The sequence below is a fragment of the Shinella sp. genome (assembly GCF_052438155.1).
GTDB lineage: Bacteria > Pseudomonadota > Alphaproteobacteria > Rhizobiales > Rhizobiaceae > Shinella.
In genome coordinates this window covers 1-17,510 of the sequence record NZ_JBQVPI010000039.1, presented here as the reverse complement: position 1 = coordinate 17,510, position 17,510 = coordinate 1, and the positions used below count along the sequence as shown (strand labels likewise).

General features: G+C 62.0%; 15 protein-coding genes and 1 pseudogene. 6 read left to right on the top strand and 10 right to left on the bottom strand.

The features are described from left to right. Nucleotides 1-45 precede the first annotated feature (45 nt). The 5 genes from ACT6VE_RS31495 (at nt 46) to ACT6VE_RS31475 (ending at nt 6,212) form a co-directional block, all read left to right on the top strand. Nucleotides 46-1,572, top strand: coding sequence for an ABC transporter substrate-binding protein (locus tag ACT6VE_RS31495; protein ID WP_444802185.1), 1,527 nt, complete (start codon nt 46-48; stop codon nt 1,570-1,572). 83 nt (nt 1,573-1,655) lie between these two features. Beyond that, nucleotides 1,656-2,321, top strand: a complete 666-nt coding sequence (locus tag ACT6VE_RS31490; protein WP_444802184.1) for a dimethylsulfonioproprionate lyase family protein — start codon at nt 1,656-1,658, stop codon at nt 2,319-2,321. Further along, complete coding sequence (locus ACT6VE_RS31485; RefSeq protein ID WP_444802183.1) at nt 2,318-3,271, top strand: ABC transporter permease; 954 nt, start codon at nt 2,318-2,320, stop codon at nt 3,269-3,271. Before ACT6VE_RS31490 ends, ACT6VE_RS31485 begins: the two co-directional genes overlap by 4 nt. Then, on the top strand, nt 3,268-4,155 hold the full coding sequence (locus tag ACT6VE_RS31480; RefSeq protein WP_444802182.1) for an ABC transporter permease: 888 nt from the start codon (nt 3,268-3,270) through the stop codon (nt 4,153-4,155). Before ACT6VE_RS31485 ends, ACT6VE_RS31480 begins: the two co-directional genes overlap by 4 nt. Nucleotides 4,156-4,157: 2 nt before the next feature. Further along, nucleotides 4,158-6,212 carry a dipeptide ABC transporter ATP-binding protein gene (locus ACT6VE_RS31475; RefSeq protein ID WP_444802181.1) on the top strand — a complete coding sequence of 685 codons (2,055 nt, stop codon included), beginning with the start codon at nt 4,158-4,160 and terminating at the stop codon, nt 6,210-6,212. A 76-nt stretch (nt 6,213-6,288) separates the two neighbouring features. Here ACT6VE_RS31475 and ACT6VE_RS31470 read toward each other — a convergent pair whose 3' ends face one another. After that, complete coding sequence (locus ACT6VE_RS31470) at nt 6,289-8,073, bottom strand: APC family permease (protein ID WP_444802180.1); 1,785 nt, start codon at nt 8,071-8,073, stop codon at nt 6,289-6,291. A 293-nt stretch (nt 8,074-8,366) separates the two neighbouring features. Between ACT6VE_RS31470 and ACT6VE_RS31465 the strand changes: the two genes are divergently transcribed. Further along, a complete protein-coding gene (locus tag ACT6VE_RS31465) occupies nt 8,367-10,736 on the top strand; it encodes a DUF1989 domain-containing protein (RefSeq protein WP_444802179.1) in 2,370 nt (789 codons plus the stop codon). On the opposite strand, the gene ACT6VE_RS31460 is transcribed toward ACT6VE_RS31465, so the two are convergent. The 9 genes and pseudogenes from ACT6VE_RS31460 to ACT6VE_RS31420 all read right to left on the bottom strand — a co-directional run. Continuing rightward, nucleotides 10,731-11,021, bottom strand: coding sequence for a type II toxin-antitoxin system RelE/ParE family toxin (locus ACT6VE_RS31460; protein WP_444802178.1), 291 nt, complete (start codon nt 11,019-11,021; stop codon nt 10,731-10,733). The two genes, ACT6VE_RS31465 and ACT6VE_RS31460, sit on opposite strands and share 6 nt — an antisense overlap. Next, the gene (locus ACT6VE_RS31455; protein ID WP_444802177.1) at nt 11,014-11,280 is read right to left on the bottom strand and encodes a type II toxin-antitoxin system ParD family antitoxin; all 267 of its coding nucleotides are present in this window, start codon (nt 11,278-11,280) and stop codon (nt 11,014-11,016) included. Before ACT6VE_RS31455 ends, ACT6VE_RS31460 begins: the two co-directional genes overlap by 8 nt. 107 nt (nt 11,281-11,387) lie before the next feature. Next, nucleotides 11,388-11,987 (bottom strand): methyl-accepting chemotaxis protein, encoded by a 600-nt coding sequence (locus tag ACT6VE_RS31450; RefSeq protein ID WP_444802176.1) that lies wholly within the window; start codon nt 11,985-11,987, stop codon nt 11,388-11,390. A 128-nt stretch (nt 11,988-12,115) separates the two neighbouring features. Then, a complete protein-coding gene (locus tag ACT6VE_RS31445) occupies nt 12,116-13,453 on the bottom strand; it encodes an NAD(P)-binding domain-containing protein (RefSeq protein WP_444802175.1) in 1,338 nt (445 codons plus the stop codon). A 45-nt stretch (nt 13,454-13,498) separates the two neighbouring features. Then, nucleotides 13,499-14,539, bottom strand: coding sequence for a heme-dependent oxidative N-demethylase family protein (locus tag ACT6VE_RS31440; RefSeq protein ID WP_444802174.1), 1,041 nt, complete (start codon nt 14,537-14,539; stop codon nt 13,499-13,501). A 16-nt stretch (nt 14,540-14,555) separates the two neighbouring features. After that, nucleotides 14,556-15,503, bottom strand: coding sequence for a PDR/VanB family oxidoreductase (locus ACT6VE_RS31435; protein ID WP_444802197.1), 948 nt, complete (start codon nt 15,501-15,503; stop codon nt 14,556-14,558). Between the two features lie 14 nt (nt 15,504-15,517). Next, complete coding sequence (locus ACT6VE_RS31430; protein WP_444802173.1) at nt 15,518-16,123, bottom strand: dimethylamine monooxygenase subunit DmmA family protein; 606 nt, start codon at nt 16,121-16,123, stop codon at nt 15,518-15,520. Between the two features lie 10 nt (nt 16,124-16,133). Continuing rightward, nucleotides 16,134-17,267 (bottom strand): aminomethyltransferase family protein, encoded by a 1,134-nt coding sequence (locus tag ACT6VE_RS31425; protein WP_444802172.1) that lies wholly within the window; start codon nt 17,265-17,267, stop codon nt 16,134-16,136. 110 nt (nt 17,268-17,377) lie between these two features. Further along, nucleotides 17,378-17,510: pseudogene (locus ACT6VE_RS31420) on the bottom strand (bifunctional methylenetetrahydrofolate dehydrogenase/methenyltetrahydrofolate cyclohydrolase); the annotation flags it as partial.

Genomic DNA, 17,510 nt, shown 5'->3' with positions numbered 1-17,510 from the left:
GCCCCGTTTTCATACTCCGGACATAATCCAAAATGGGGAACTGACATGAAACGAGATCTTCTGAAGACCACGGCGCTTGCCGTGGCCCTGGCCGGCTGTTCACTTTCCGCCACCGCCGCCTTCGCGCAGCAGGCTTGCTTGCGCGTGCTCGGCTACGAATCCGATGGCGAAAAGCAGACGATGGACCCGGCAGCGCTCATCGGCACGGACAGCGTCTACCATATCCGCGCGGTCTACGAACCGCTCGTCGATCGCAGCAACACGATGCAGCCGGTGCCGGCGCTTGCCGAATCCTGGGAAGCCAATGCCGATGCGACGGAATGGACGTTTCATCTCCGCAAAGGCGTGAAATTCCACGGCGGCTCGGATTTCGGCGCCAAGGATGTGGTCTACTCCTATCGCCGCCTGCTCGATCCGGCGGTCTCGCCCGGTGGTTTTTCCACCCTCGCCTTCCTCGATGCCGACGGCATCACCGCCGTTGACGACCACACGGTGCGCTTCAAGGTGAAGCAGCCCGTCGTCGAACTGCCGATGCTGATCGCGACGAAATATGCGCTGATGGTTCCGGATGGCGCCAAGGCGGAGGATCTCCGCATCAAGGGCAACGGCACCGGCCCGTTCCTGCAGGAAACCTTCACCATCAACGGTGCCGTGCGCGTCTTGCGGCGGAATGCAAACTATTGGCGCACCGGCCTGCCGAAGGCAGAATGCCTTGAGATCACCACCAGCCTGGAGCCGACGTCGCGCCTTTCCGCGCTGCTGTCGGGCACGGTCGACCTGTCGCTGACGGTCGATCCGGCGAGCCTTATCACGCTGAAGGACAATCCCGCCGTCGAACTTGCCGCGACGCCCGGCGCGACGTCGCTCTACCTTGCTGTCTGGACGGACACGCCACCCTTCGACAACGTCAAGGTCCGCGAGGCGATGAAGCTGGTGATGGACCGCCAGAAGATCGTCGATACCGTGCTGCTCGGCTATGGCGAAGTGGGCGGGGATACGCCAATCCCACTGTCCTCGCCGCTCGGCCTTGGCACGCCGGCCAAGACGGCGGACATCGAGAAGGCGGCGGCACTGCTGGCCGAAGCCGGCCATGCAGATGGTATCGATTTCGACCTCTACACGTCGGATTCCTACCCCGGCATGATGCTGCTCGCCCAAGTCTATGCCCAGATGGCCGCACCCGCCGGCATCCGTGTCAACGTCATCACCTCGCCGGCGGAAGGCTACTGGGACACGATCTGGCTGAAGAAGCCGGCCGTGATCTCCTACACCAGCGCCCGCCCGCCGGCAGAAGCCCTGACGCTGTCGCTCAACAGCAAATCCGAATGGAACGAGACGCACTGGAAACGCGACGATTTCGACGCGCTTGTCGTCAAGGCCGGGCAGACGGCGGATGAAAAGCAGCGCAACGATCTCTACCGCGACGCCCAGCGCATCGTCGCCGACGAGGGCGGCATGATCATACCGGTCTTCACCTCGGTCGTCGCCGGCCTGCGCAAGGGCTGCACCGGCTACCAGCCGAATGTCGATGTCAACCGCATCGACTACGCGAACCTGAGCTGCGGCGAGTAAACGCCCGCTCCCCCACGCCCAAGAAACCCGACCCAAGACAACCGCATCCACGGGGCCTCTGCCCCGTGGAAGAGGATAGCTGCATGACCACCTCCACCCTGACGACATTCCTCACCTGTTTCGCCGATGCACTGGAGCGTGATACGCGACCCGTTTCGCGCACGCATGCCGCGCGGCTTCGCCGCCTTGCGGAACACCTGCCGCCCGTCAAGGACGTAGCGCCAGGCCGCGTGCCGATCCAGTCGGCCTGCGAGGCGGAGCTTGCGGCAGCGCAGTCGCCGCTTGCCCAGGCGCTCGCGGCTCTCCTTCCGGCAATCCACGTCACCCGCAGCAAGAGCTACCTTGCCAAGCCGCCGAGCAGCGATTTCGGCGAGAATTACGGCTATGGCGTCATCTGCGGCCCGGATGGCGGGCCACCGACGCTGATCGAGGACCGCGATATCGCCTTCGGCCTGATGTTCCTGGGGCCGAAAACCCACTATCCACTCCATCATCACCCGGCCGACGAACTCTACTACACCGTCACAGGCCCATCGTTCTGGCGCGCCGGAGAGGCGGACTGGACCCGGCGCGGCATCGATGAAATCATCCATCACCCATCGTGGCTGCCCCATGCGACGCTTTCGGCGGAGCGGCCGCTGGTGCTTCTCTACATCTGGGAAGGCGACCTCGATACCGATGCCGCCTTCATTCCCGATACCGTGACGGCGGATGCCGCCCTCGTTTCCGTAGGATTGGACGCGACATGAGCGTATTTCGTCTGCTTGCCAGCCGGATCCTGTTTTCGGCGCTGACGCTGTTTCTCGTCTCGATCCTGATCTTCCTGATCCTCGAGGCGCTTCCGGGCGACGTCGCCACCCGCATTCTCGGCCGCGACGCCACCGCCAAGGCGCTGGAGATACTGCGCAGCCAGCTCCATCTCGATCAGCCCGCCCTCGTGCGTTATTTCCAGTGGCTCGGCGACTTCCTGCGCGGTGATCTCGGCGTATCGATTGCCACCGGTCGGCCGATCGCCGACGTTCTTGGCCCCCGCATCGTCAACACCCTGCTCCTGTCGCTCTTCGCCTTCGCGATCTATCTCGTGCTTGCACTCGTTCCGGCGATCATCCAGGCCACGAACCGCGGCAAGGCGGTCGACAACATCATCTCCGTCATCACCCTCGTCCTGCTGTCGCTGCCCGATTTCCTGCTCGCGACGATGCTGCTCTTCCTGTTCGCCGTCGCGGTGCCCATCCTGCCGGCGCTGGCAACGATCTCTGAGGCCAGCACCTGGCAGGAGACGCTGCGCGCGATGGTCCTGCCGGCCGTGACGCTCGCCATCATGATGGCGGTCTATGCCATCCGCGTGTTGCGCGACAGCCTGATCGAGGTGCTGCGCTCGGACTATGTACGCCTTGCCGAACTCAAGGGCCTGCGCCCGCGCGCCGTGCTCTTCCGCCATGCCCTGCCGAACGCCATCGTGCCGGCGCTCAACGTCACGGCGCTCAACCTCGGCTTCCTGATCGGCGGCGTCGTCATCGTCGAACGGGTGTTTTCCTATCCGGGCTTCGGCACATTACTGATCGATGCGCTGCAACTGCGCGATATCCCCTTGATCAAGGCAACCGTGATGATCAGCGCCGCCGTCTATGTCGCCGCCAACCTCGTGGCGGACGTTCTCGCCGTCCTGCTCCAACCGCGCCTGAGGACCAGCCGATGACCATGATCACGTCCACCCCTTCCCGGCGTCTCCCCCGGTTCAATGCCGCCTACTGGCGCGCCACGCCCGGTCCCTTCAAGGCCGGCGCCATCATCCTCGCCGCCCACGCGCTCTTCGCCATCATCGGCACCGTCTGGACGCCCTATGGCTTTGCCGAAATGGGCGCCGGCCTGCCGCTGTCCGGCGCGTCCTGGCAACACCCGATGGGTCTCGATCAGATCGGCCGCGACGTCTTCAGCCGCTTCATGCACGGCGCGCATATCGTGCTCCTGCTCGCCTTTGCCGGCACGGTGCTGGGCATGGTCGCGGGCACGACGCTCGGCCTGCTGTCGGGCTATATCGGCGGCTGGTTCGATGAAATTACCCAGCGCATCGTCGAGGCGATGATCAGCATTCCCTTCCTGGCACTGGCCTTGGTGATGATCATCGCCGCCGGCCCCGCACTTGCGGGCACGCCCGTGCTCATCGTCTTCGTCGTCGGCCTCGTCTATGCGCCGCGCATCGCCCGCATTGCACGCGCTGCGGCCATGGAAATCGCCACGCGCGAATATGTCGCCGTGGCGGAACTGCGCGGCGAAGGCACCTGGTCCATCGTCTTCCGCGAAATCCTTCCCAATGCCGCCAACGTGTTGCTCGTCGAGTTCTCGCTGCGTCTCAGCTATGCGCCGATCCTCATCGGGGCGCTCGGCTTCCTCGGCTTCGGCATTCGCCCGCCAACGCCGGAATGGGGCCTGATGATCAGCGAGAACCGCAATCTGCTGATTGCCTCGCCGGTAACGGTGTTCGGCCCCGGCCTCGGCCTCGCCTCCCTCGTCATCGGCTTCAACCTGTTCACCGACGGCCTGTCGCGCATGCTCGGCCAGCGGCCTGTCGCAGGAGCGTGACAATGAAAAACCTTATCGAAGTTCGCAATCTCAACATCGCCTATGGCGGAAAATCCAACTGGACCAATGTCGTCCAGGACGTTTCCTTCGATATCGCCCGGGGCGAGGCCTTCGGGCTCGTCGGGGAATCGGGCTGCGGCAAGTCCACCGTCGCCTATCGCCTGCTCGGCTACGGCACGGTCAACAGTCTCGTACAGACCGGTGAGGTGCTGTTCGACGGCATCGACCTGCTGAAACTCGACACCAAGGCGCTCACGAAGCTGCGCGGCAGCCGCATCGCCCTCGTGCCGCAGAACCCGACGACGTCGCTCAGCCCCGGCATGCGCGTCGGATCGCAGATCCGCGAGATGATCGCGACGCACAAGGCATTGCCGCAGGGCATGAGCATGCAAAGCCGCATCGTCGAGCTCTTTGCGCTGGTCGGCCTGCCGGATGTCGGCCACCGCTATCCGCACGAACTGTCGGGCGGCCAGCAGCAGCGTGTGGCGATCGCCATGGCGGTGGCGTGCAATCCCGACCTGCTCGTGCTGGACGAGCCGACGACCGGCCTCGACGTCACGACGCAACGCCAGATCATCCAACTGCTCGGCGATCTTCGCACCCGCATCGGCATGGCGATGCTCTACGTCACACACGATCTGGCATTGCTCGCGCAGATCGCCGACCGGGTGAGCGTCATGTATGCCGGCCAGCTCGTCGAGGTCGCGCCCTGCGATCAATTGCTGAAAAGCCCGGCCCATCCTTATTCGCGCGGGCTCATCGCCTCGATCCCGACCGTGGACGGGACCAACAGCCAGGCGCGCGGCCTGCGCGGCGTGCTGCGCCGCGACCAGATGTCCACCGGCTGCAAGTTCGAGCCGCGCTGCGACTTCGCGACGACCGCTTGCCGCACCACGCCGCAGATGCTCGAACCGGTCGCAGGCACCCGCTCCGTCGCCTGCATGAAATGGCGCGAGACCGCTGCGCAGCAAGCGCCGGCGGCAAAGCCAAGGCTCGACGCCACGGCGGATGCAAAGCCGGAACGCCTGCTCTCGGTTGCCGATCTCGAACTCTCCTATAGAAAGCCGGGCTTTTTCGACAAGCTTCTCGGCCGAACCAGCCCATCCGTGGTGCGCGACATCGATCTCGAACTGCGTACCGGTGAAGTGATCGCGCTCGTCGGAGAATCCGGCAGCGGAAAATCAACCATCGCGCGGGCGGTCAGTGGTCGCCTGCCGCCACGCGCGGGCCTGATCAGCCTCGATGGCGGCCTGCTTGCGCCAAAACTGAAAAATCGTTCGGTCGAGCAGCTGCGGCAGATCCAGTACATCTTCCAGAACCCCGATGCTTCGCTCAATCCGCGCCGCCGCATACGGGCGATCCTCGCACGTCCGCTCGACCATTTCGGCATCGAGGCCGACGAAAAGGCCCTTGAGACCGTGCTGGAAAATGTCGGCCTGCACGCCGGCTATCTCGATCGGTTCCCCGAGCAGCTTTCCGGCGGCGAACGTCAGCGCATCGCCATCGCCCGCGCGCTGCTGGTCAATCCAAAACTGCTGATTTGCGATGAAATTCTGTCGGCACTCGACGTCTCGGTGCAGGCAAGAATCGTCGAACTGCTGCGCTCCCTGAAGGAAAAACACGCCGTCGCAATGCTCTTCATCTCGCACGACCTCGCCGTCGTCCAACAGCTCGCCGACCGAGTGGCGGTGCTCTTTCGCGGCGAGCTCATGCAACTGGCCGATACGAGCACACTGCTTAACGCGCCTCTTCATCCCTATACCGAAATGCTGCTGGAGGCCGCCCCCGGCCTCAGCAAGGACCACTACGTCTCCCTCCCTCCGGCCATGCCCGCATCCAAGGCGATGCCCGGCATCGGCTGCCCGCTCGCCGGCCGCTGTCCTCGCCAGGTCGGCAGCATTTGCGCCGAAACGCGACCGCCGGTGCAGAACACAGGCAGTGGGTTTGTCCGCTGCCACATCCCGGCAGGCCAGCTTATGATCCGACAAACACTGGATGCTATAGCCCCCACTGCCTCAATCTACACTGCGGAAACGGCGCCGGCTGGCGCTCCATGAACTGTGGCCCCAAGAAACAAGACAGGGCCGCGCAATCTTGCGATGCGCGGCCCTGTCTTGTTTGGCAGCTATCCGGTCAGGCCGGGAGCTGGAAGTAGGCGTTTGCGGCGAGGACGACGGCAAGGCCGGCGGCGAGCGCTGCATAGGGCAGGATGCCGGCTTTCTTGACGCCCAGATCCTGGCCAACGAGGCCAAGGTCCTCCATGGCGCCCGCCGGGAATTTTCCGCCGTCACGCACGTAATGGCGATAGGCGAAGACCGGCAGGATGAGGGCGGCGAAGATGAAGCCGACCCAGAGCGCGTTGGAGTAACCCCAGACCTTTGCGCCGGCGCCGAGGAACAGCGCGTTGACGAAGGCGAGAACGGTGTTGAGGCCGATCAGCCAGGTCGGTGCTTTCCAGGGGCGCGGGATATGGCCGGAATCCATGCGGTGGATCCAGCCGGCATTGAGGTTGAGGAAGTTGAAGATGATGTAGCCGACATTGGAGACGGCCAGCACGAAGAAGTAACCGGCCACGTCGGAGGCGATGGCGAGCAGGATGAGGTTGAAGGCGAAGTCGGTCCACATGGCGCGGGTCGGCGCACCGTGTTCGTTGACGTGGTCGAGATATTTCGGCAGCCAGCCGTCCTTCGAGCCCTGATAGAGGGTGCGTGACGAGCCGGCCATTGCGGTCATGATGGCGAGGAACAGCGCCATGATCATCAGGAGGACGAGGACCTGCGTGACGACCTTTCCGCCATGGACGAGGCTTGCCAGAGCTTCCGCGACACCCGTGCCATCGACGATGCCGGGGGCGAGCATGCCCGCATGGCCGAGAACGCCCTGGAAGGTGAAGGGAATGAGGAAGAAGAACAGGCAGCAGAGCAGGCCGGAATAGAAGATCGCCTTGAACGTATCGGTTTTCGGGTTCTTCAGTTCGCGGGTGTAGCAGACGGCTGTTTCAAAGCCGTAGGTCGACCAGGCGGCGATATAGAGACCGCCGAGGAACAGCGTCCAGCCGCCATTGCTCCACACGCCATCGATGCCGGAATAGCCGGCTGTCGGCGGAACAAGGTTGGTGACGTTGGCGCTGTCGATCTGGCCGGAGAAGATCGGGTAGAGGCCAATGATCAGCAGCGGCAGCAGAACGATGATGGCGAGCCATTTCTGGACGTTCGCCGTTCCCTGGATGCCGCGATGCTGGATCGCGAAGATGACCAGCATCAGGATGCCGCCGATGACGAAGGTGGCGTTGAGGTTTGCCGTGGCAAGGAACGGAATGTCGAAGGTGAGCAGCGACCAGTTGCGGATCGCCGGTGTCAGTGCCGCAACGGCATCGGTCGACAGCAGGGCGGAGATGGCGTCTTGCGGTGTCTTGCCGGCATTGGCGGCAAGCCATTCGACGACGCGCGGGCTTTCCGCCGTCAGCGTTGCCATATTGGCAGTGACCCATTCCATGACGGCCGGGGACGTGGCGCCGGGAATGGGGAACAGGGCGTTGAGGATATAACCCGCCGCGATGGCGCAGCCGAGCGACAGCACCGGCGACCAGGCGAACCAGTTGCACCACACCGATAGCGGCGCGATGAATTTCGAATAGCGCAACCAGGCAGTGGCGCCGTAGATCGAGGCGCCACCCGATTTGTTGCCGAACATGCCGGCGATTTCGGCGTAGGTGAAGGATTGCAGGAAGCCCATCACCATGGAAATGATCCAGACCACGAAGGCGAGCTTGCCCGTCGTGCCTGCAATGCCGCCGATGGAAAACAGCACGAGCGGGGGCACGCCGGCGGCGACCCAGAATGCCCCTTTCCAGTCCAGCGCACGAATCAACCCCGTGCCCGAGGTTGCCGATCCCTCGGTCTCAACGATAGATGCCATAAACAGTCTCCTCGACCAGTTTTTGCCGTGAAGCGCGTTTGCGCGCATTCCCAATCTGATGGTTCTCGCTGCGGTTTTTCCGCTGGATGGCGCCTGCGTTTTCGCAGTGTCACCACCTGTTCCCGTTTGCAATTTCGCGACCGCAACTTATTCTCATAGTGAATTTTTTTTCTTCTGGGTCAAGTCTCTCTTTACTTTTCGGGGCCTCCCGTAGGATAGTTTTGCCATATTGCCGGTGCATAAAGCGGCCCATTCAGGGCATCGAAACGACCGTGCATTGGGTGGGAGCTGAGATGGACACGTCCGGACGATTTGCAGGCACCCTGATGCCGCCACGGCCCAGCACCATACTGCGGCCGGGCATGCCAGCGCTGCCGGCCGGCGTCGAGCGCTACCGCGTCAAGGGGCGTGGCACGACGGTGGTCAAGGTTGTTGCCGGCGACCGGGTCGTCATCAAGGATGTCGAAGGCGGACAGCTTTGCGAAGTGAGCTTCGTCGACGCCGGCGGCCGATTCAACGCGGCGGGCCTCGGCGTCGCGTTTTCGCGATCCGCTGATGGTCTTCAGGAAATTCTCGGGCGGGACGAGGACAGTGCGCGGCGGACGCTCGCCGCCTTGAAACGGCGCAATGTCGATCCCGCGGGCGCGCAGGCGCTGGTGCTGTTCGGTGAAAGCTCCTCGCCAGGGGCCACGGCGGAATTGACGATGGCGCTCGACGGCCTGCTGATCGTCGCGGCGCCCGCGCCGCCGATGGACGCGGAAGCACAGAACACCGCGACCGCGCTTGAACTGCGGATCGCCCGCTCCACAATCGAACGTACTTACGAAGACATGCTGCCGGAGCCGATGGCCGATCCGATACAGGATCTGCGCATTCAGGCGGCGCGGGCTTCGGCCTATTTCGTGCGGGCCGGTGAGTTCATTCAGGTCATCGACGTTTCAGGCCGGCAATGTACGGATTTCCAGGCCTTTTCGGCCCGCAAGGTCGACAAGGGACTGGATCTGGCGCTCGATGCGACGGTGACGCGCACGCTTCTAGGGCGCAGCTACCCGATGCCGGGGCTGCCATCGAAGGCGTTCGACCGGGATTTCGAGCCGCTGGTGGAGATCGTGCAGGATACGGTCGGGCGCCACGATGCCTTCGCCACCGCCTGCAACTCGCGCTATTACGACGACATGGGTTATCCGGGGCATGTCAACTGCACGGATAATTTCAACCATGCGCTGGCGCCCTACGGCATCGCGCCGCGCAAGGGCTGGGAAGCGCTCAACTATTTCTATAACACCAATGTCGACCATCATAACCAGCTCTATCTCGATGAGCCTTGGTCGCGGCCGGGCGATTATGTTCTGATGCTGGCGTTGACCGATCTCGTCTGCGTCTCGTCGTCCTGCCCGGACGATATCGATGCGGCGAACGGCTGGGATCCGACCGATATCCATGTCCGCACCTATTCGGACAAAGAAAAATTCTCGCGCGCCGTCGCCATTCGAATGACCCCCGATGCAGAGCCCGAAATGACCCAGGAAACCGCCTTCCATCCCCGCTTCTCAGGCCTGACCCGCAACCATGTGGAATATCGCGGCTACTGGTTGCCGAACCGCTTCAACAATGAAGGGGCGATCGAGGAATACTGGGCCTGCCGCGAAAACGCCGTGGTGATGGACCTGTCGCCGCTCAGGAAATTCGAGGTGACGGGACCGGACGCGGAGGCGCTGCTGCAATATTGCGTCACCCGCGATATCCGCAAGCTCTCGCCGGGCCAAGTGGTCTACACGGCCATGTGCTACGAGAACGGCGGCATGATCGATGACGGCACGGTGTTCCGGCTCGGCCAGAACAACTTCCGCTGGATCGGCGGCGATGACGTCGGCGGCATCTGGTTGCGCGAGCAGGCGGAGAAGATGGGCTACAAAGCCTGGGTGCGCTCGTCCACCGACCAGATGCACAACCTCGCCGTCCAGGGACCGAAGAGCAGGGACATCATCAAGGAGATCATCTGGACAGCACCGGCGCAGCCGTCGATTGGCGAACTCGAATGGTTCCGCTTCGCGGTCGGCCGCATCGGTCATTTCGAAGGTGCGCCGGTCGTCGTTTCGCGCACTGGCTATACAGGCGAACTCGGCTACGAGATCTTCTGTCATCCGAAGGATGCCCTTGCCGTATTCGATGCGGTCTGGGAGGCTGGCCAGAAGCATGGGCTGAAGCCGATGGGACTGGAAGCACTCGACATGGTGCGCATCGAGGCGGGGCTGGTGTTCGCCCATTATGACTTCTCCGACCAGACCGATCCTTTCGAAGCCGGTATCGGCTTCACCGTCCCGCTGAAGTCGAAGACCGAGGATTTCATCGGCCGCGAGGCGCTGATCAAGCGCAAGGAGAACCCGCGCTACAAGCTGGTCGGCCTCGACATCGACACCAACGACGCCGTCGGCCATGGCGATACGGTGCATATCGGCCGGGCACAGGTCGGCGTCGTTACCAGCTCGACACGTTCGCCAATCCTGAAGAAGACGATCGCGCTGGCGCGGATGGACGCCCTGCATTCGGAAATCGGCACCGACGTCGAGATCGGCAAGCTGGACGGCCAGCAGAAGCGGCTACCGGCGAAAATCGTGCCGTTTGCGCACTACGATCCGCAGAAGCTCAAGCCGCGGTCATAGCTTCAGAAGACGGACGCTCCTTGCGGGAACGACTGCGAGGATGAGGACGGTATCTGTCGCCTCCTCGTAGAGAATGATGTGGCTCTGATGCGTGTGCCGCCGTACACGCTCGCCGATCGATGGGACGAGCCTGCCCATCTGTGGACGCGACGCTATCAACTGAAAACAGCGTTCCAGTTCATCCTTGTAACGACGGGCCTGGGTGAGACCGAACATCTCGATGCCATCGAGAAACAGGGCGAGCAAGTCATCTTCGGCACGCTCTGTCAGCGTGTAGCTAGTCACGCACAACGCCCCTTGCTCTGGCAAGGCGCTCTGCATTTTCGAAAATCTCGTCGACGCTTTGCTTACCGGGGCCGCTCGACCGGGATTCTAGAACGATCTGGCGCAAGTCGTCGATGGTCAGTTCCTGATCTCTGCGGGAACGATCGCGGCGCACGAGATCGCGCACATAATCGCTGGTACTCGCGTACTCGCCCTTGCTGATCTGGGCTTCGATCCATTCTTTCATGGGGTCGGGCAGGGATATGGTCATGGTCGCCATGCAGATACTCCTTTGTGGCATCCTATCATGGATAAGAACAAATCACAAAAACGCTTATTGTGAGCCACGCAGTCCGTCAAAACGTTGCTCTCAGGTGCGGACGGCCTTCAGCCCGATTTGCCCTGCGCTGTCGCAATCTGCCTTGCTACGGCTTCGGAATCATTGGCAAGGGCGCGCATTTCCGAGGCGAGGACGGCGAAGCCGGCACCGGCCGTGCCGGCGCGCGCTGCCTCGATGCCGGCATTGACGGCGAGCAGTTTCAGGTAGCGCAGGGAATGCAGGATTTCGGCGGTGCGCGAGGCGGTCGCGCGCATGTCGGCGGTCTGTTCGTCGATGCGCTCATAGAGGGATTCGATGTTGACGATGCTGCCTTCGAGATAGAGGAGTTCACCGTTCGCGTCCCAGACGCCGCCGCCGGTTTCCGTGACCCAGAGATAGTGGCCCTTGTTGTGACGGATGCGATATTCGAGCGTCCAGTCGGTGTGGCCTTCCAGCGCCTTGCCGACCACTTCGTCCATGGCCGGGACGTCCTCCTCGCACATGATGGAGGTGAAGGTGCGCACACGATTACCGACGATCTCGTCAACGGGATAGCCGAAGATCCGCTGGATACCGTCGGTCATCTCCAGCATCGTATAATGCTCGTCCGCCCGGCACCTATAGAGGAAACCATTCATGCGACCGAGAACGCTGCTCAGAAAGTCCATGGGAACCTGGCGATGGCTGGAGGGCGGACAGGAAGAGTATGGATGGTCCTGGATGATATTCCGTTACTTTAAATTAGAGGCCGAAGACCTGTGAAATGGTCTTCGGCTTTGTCGTCACGAGCCAGAGATCAGTTCTTCAAATAGACCTCGAGCGTATCGTCCATAGCCTCCAGCCAGGGCGTATGATGCTTGGGGGCCAGGGTTCCGGTCATCAGCGACTTGTAGGCGTTGTCGCGGAAGCCCATGATGTTCTCGGCCTTGTGGTGCTCCCATTCCATGAAGGTCTTGTTGGTGCCCTCGACGTCGAACTTCGGATAGTCGGTATCCTCCAGAAGCTCGATGACGTAGTCGCCCTGGAACCAGATCATCTGCTCGGCATCCTCAAGCGTCTCCTCGCGGGCACGCCATGTGTCGAAATGCGCCTTCATCTCCGCCTTCGAGGGCAGGCCGATGCGGCCCATGATGACGTCGCGGGCATACCAGGCCTGGGCGTCGAACATGTTGAAGGTATAGAACTGGTCCTGCATGCCGATATACATCAGCTGCGGATTGTCCTCGTAAACGACGCCCTTGTAGAGGTTATCGGACCACAGTCGGTTGGCGGTCTTCAGGCGCAGGTCGTCCGGCAGGAACGGGAAGTGGTGGAGATAGCCGGTGCAGAGGATCAGCGCATCGACCTCCTTGGTCGATCCGTCGGCGAAATGGGCCGTCTTGTTGACGAGTTTCTGCAACAGCGGCCGCTCCTCGAAGCGCTCCGGCCATTTGAAGCCCATCGGCTTGGAACGGTAGCTCGTGGTCACCGATTTCGCGCCATATTTCCAGCACTGTGAACCGATGTCCTCGGCCGAATAGCTGCGGCCGACGATCAGCACGTCCTTGTCCTTGAATTCCAGGGCATCGCGGAAATCATGGGCATGCAGCACGCGGCCGCCAAAGGTCTTTACGCCTTCGAAATAGGGGACGTTCGGTGTCGAAAAATGGCCGGAGGCGACGACGACATAGTCGAATTCTTCGTCATACATCCGGTCCTCGACGCGATTGTGCGCCGTCACCGTGAACTTCTTCGTCGCCTCGTCGAACCGCACCATGCGAACCGGGGTTGAGAAGCGCACCCATTTGCGCACGTCGGCCTTTTCGACGCGGCCCTTGATATAGTCCCACAGCACCGCGCGGGGCGGATAGGAGCCGATCGGCTTGCCGAAATGTTCTTCGAAGGAGTAGTCGGCGAACTCCAGGCATTCCTTGGGTCCGTTCGACCAGAGATAGCGGTACATGCTGCCATGGACCGGTTCACCATATTCATCCAGCCCGGTGCGCCAGGTGTAGTTCCACAATCCGCCCCAGTCGGCCTGTTTTTCGAAGCAGACCACTTCGGGGATTTCCGCACCCTTCTGGGCGGCGGACTGGAAGGCTCTCAATTGAGCAAGGCCCGATGGCCCCGCGCCGATCACCGCTACTCTGGTCATATGTGTCTGTTCCCTTTTATATCGTTGTAAGCTTTGTGAAGACCTTCAATCCGGATGGATACCTGCAGTTGTCGGTGCCCCATCGTCATATTTCGCCAGCCAGTCGATCATGATCGGCCGGTTGCGGGTCAGACCCTTGTAGTCGGCGATCTCCGGCGGCAGGCTTTTCAGCACGCGCGGCAGGCGGCGACCCCATTTGGGCACGGTCACCAGTTCGTTCAGGCTGATCAGGTAACAGCGGATGACGAAGAGGATGGCGTTGGAGCGCGGCAGACGCCAGAGGCTCTGCAACTCGACGCGCAGGTGCATCTTGTCGCCGACATTCTCCGGCGTCACCGTCGTGCGGTCCGGCCCCCATTTGTGATAGTTTTCCGGCGACGTATCGAGCCGAGGATTGACCGTCATCGTCCAGTTGAGGCGGCGGGTCGGCTTACCCTGTTGCAGATTGAGCAGGAATTTCAGCGCGCGATCGAACACGCCGATCTGATGGGCCAGCGGCACGGGACCGTGCCACTCCATGAAGTTCATGCCGATGTCGAAATCCAGCGACCAGTCGGCCTGGGTGGTCACCATGCCGGCATCCATCCAGAGATTGTTGTCGCGCTGGTCTACGATGCAGAAATCGCCCTGGGCCTGGCGGGTGATGTATTCCATTGGCGGATGGGGAAGCGTTGCCGGATCGCCGAAGGTGAAGGTGTCGTCGATGCCCATCGGCCGGTTGATCCAGCGCCAGCGGTCACCGTCCTTCGTCAGCGTGAAATGCTCGGGATAATCCTGCGCCTGGTGCTCCATGATCAGCTCCAGCACGTCCCATTGCGCCGCCATCATGTGCGGCAGCGCCTGGCAGCGCAGCGGATCGTCCTTCAGCACCATCGCCCGGTCCTGCATCTCGGCGACATAGTGCTCGTCGACATCGATCAGGTTTTCAAAAACGCTGTCCGCCTTGCCCCGGATATGCGGCTCCATGTTGACCGAGTACATGTATTCGTCGCGATCGAAGGGGAAGGGAAAGCGTTTGATGTTGTAGAGGCTGTTGCGGAAGGTGAAGTCGTCGCGGAACGTTTCGCTCCTGAACGTAATGGTCATCTGTCCGGTCCCTTATCTACAGTTGAAGAACGAGTTGCTGGCCCTTGAACCGCGAGACGCAGATCATGACCTTCTTGCCGGACGCCTTTTCCTCATCCGACAGGTAGATGTCGTTATGCTGCAATGTGCCATCACAGGAGAGCACCTCCGTCTCGCACTGGCCGCAGGCGCCACCGCGACACATGTAGGGGGCATCGCAGCCATGGGCCTCCGCCGCCTCCAGAATGCTCTGGTGCTCGCCGACGGTCATGTGGATGTTGGATTTTTCCAGGAAGACCTGGAACGGCAGACCGGCGGGCGGCGCAAGGAACCGTTCCGAATGCAGGTTTTCCTTCGGCCAGCCGGCTTTCAGCCCCGTCATCAGCACGCCGTCGATCATGCCGGCGGGCCCACAGACATAGAGATGCGTGCCGAGCGGCTGGTTGTCGGCGATCTCTGCGACGGGGATGAATGACTTTTCCTCGTCGACATAGATCTTGATGCGCCGCGGGCCGTAGCAATCGAGCAATTGCTGCCAGTAGGCGCCGTGCGACCGAGAACGGATGGCGTAATGCAGTTCGAACGCGATGTTGTCGCGGCTGAACTGCTGCATCATGGCGATGAACGGCGTGATGCCGATGCCGCCGGCAATAAGGATGTGCTTGCGACCGCGATGGTCCGGCGCGAAGAGGTTGACCGGTTGGCTGACGGTCAATTGATCGCCCGGCCGCACCTGTTCGTGCATGAAGATCGAGCCGCCGCGGGAATTGGGAACGCGGAGCACGCTGATTTCATAGGCGCTGTTGTCGTCGGGATTGGACATCAGCGAATAGGGATTGCGCCGCAGCAGGCCGTTGTCGTTCATCGAGACGACGACATGGGCGCCGCCGGAGAAGAACGGCATGGGATGGCCGTCCAGCCGCTCGAAGCGGAATCGCTTGACCAGATCGGTCACCTGCGTCACCGCTGCGACCCGCACAGGCATGTCTGTGTTGAGGCTCACGGGAACATCTCCTCAGGTTCTGGGGCCGTACCCGGTTCTTCTGCATCGATGTTGACGCCCTGGAAGGCGCCAAGTCGCCTGGAGTAATGGTCGCGCACCAGAAGCGGCAGACCGCAATGGCTGCAGGCAAAGGGGCTGGTCGTCACATTGTCGGTGATGCCCTTGCAGTGCACGCATTGCACCCGGCGCGCCGTCGAGCCGCGATGTTCGGTGTGGATCGAATGGTAGTCGATGCCGTATTCGATCGCCACCTGCATAATCTGGCCGATAAAACCCTCGGTGCCGGCAATGGAGAGCCGCGTTCCCATACGGGCCTGCTCGAGACAGGCGCGCAGGCGAAAGAGCAGCGGCTGAAGCGTCGGCGCCTGCCAGAAAATATCGGGCGAGAGCGCCGAAAGCGCGATGTCGTAGGCCTTGGGGGCCGCACCCGCCGCCAGATAGAGGATTTCCGACTTTGCCAGGAAGTCGTTGCCCTTGGCCCCGACCTGATCGATCAGGGCCTGAGCCCCTTCGCCCTCGAGGACGAAGAGGTGGCGTTTGGCATGGGGATCAATATCGAGCCCCTTATATTCCGGCCTGCTTTTGATCCCTTGTACGAGCATGCCGATATCCTCAGCCTTGCGCCGTCCGTTTCGTCTTCTTTGGGTCGTCGAAGGTGATCGTATGCGCAATGGCCGGCGCGTTGACGGTCCTGCCCTTCACTTCGAGCTTGGTGCCCTGCACGGCATAGGGAACGTCGACGCGCATGATCGCCATAGAGCGGCTGGTGAGCTTGGAATAGGACGGGCAGGTGATGACGCCGACCTTCTTGTCGCCGGCCCAGACCTCGTCGCCGAGATCGGTCGGACCATCAGCCTCAACCAGCAGACCGAAAATCTTGAAGCGCTCCTTGCCCTTGAGGCGGGCATGTTCCTCGGCACCGCGGAAGCCGGTCTTGCCGGGGCTGACGGTGAAATCGAGGCCGAGCTCCCACAGGCTGTCGCCGGGCTGCTCGTTGGCGAAGGGGTACATCTGCGAATTGTCGTAGGGGTAGAACAGCAGGTAGCTTTCGACGCGCAGCATGTCGAGAACGCTGAAGCAGACGGGGATGATCCCCATCGCCTTGCCTTCGTCGACGATCCGGTCCCAGACCATGCCGGCATCCTGGCCGCGCACGAAGATTTCATAGCCGCGCTCGCCGGTATAGCCAGTGCGCGAGATCATTACCGGGGCGCCGAACAGCGTCGTCTGCATGTGATGGAAATATTTGAGGTCGCGGATGCCGGGCACGTATTTTTCAAGATAATCGACAGCGAGCGGCCCCTGGAGCGACAGGTCGTGCAGGTCGTCATCGAACAGCACGGCGCAATTGCGGCCCTGCGCCTGCTTGACGATTTCCTCGAAGCCGGAGCCCGAGCCATGCACCAGCATCCAGGAATTCGGTCCGGTGCGATAGACAATGCAATCGTCGGTGAAATGGCCGCGCTCGTTGAGCATGCAGGCGTAGACCGACTTGCCGGGATAGACCTTCGTCATGTCGCGGGTGGTGATATATTCCAGGATGGCGATCGCATGCGGGCCGACGAGATGGACCTTTTTCAGGCCCGAGACATCCATGATGCCGGCCTTGGTGCGCACGGCAATGTGCTCTTCGTAGATGTCCTTGTCGTAGGTCCAGGCGGTTCCCATGCCGCTCCAGTCTTCGAGGTTCGATCCGAGTGCCCGATGCCTGTCTGCAAGGGCGGAAAAACGCCAGCTAAGACTCATATTCTCGTTCCCATTTTCTTTTGCGGAATATTTATTTCCTGAGTATATCGCCGCTGCTCAAACTCGCAAGAGTGTTAAAACTGGTATCTCCATTGTTCTTTGGCATCAGTCTAGAAACGCGGCGGTTCACGGCCCGACGCGCGGTAGGCGGCGATCACAGTGTTGGCCATCAGCATGGCGATGGTCATCGGCCCGACACCGCCCGGAACCGGGGTGATCGCACCGGCAACCTCTGAAACCTCG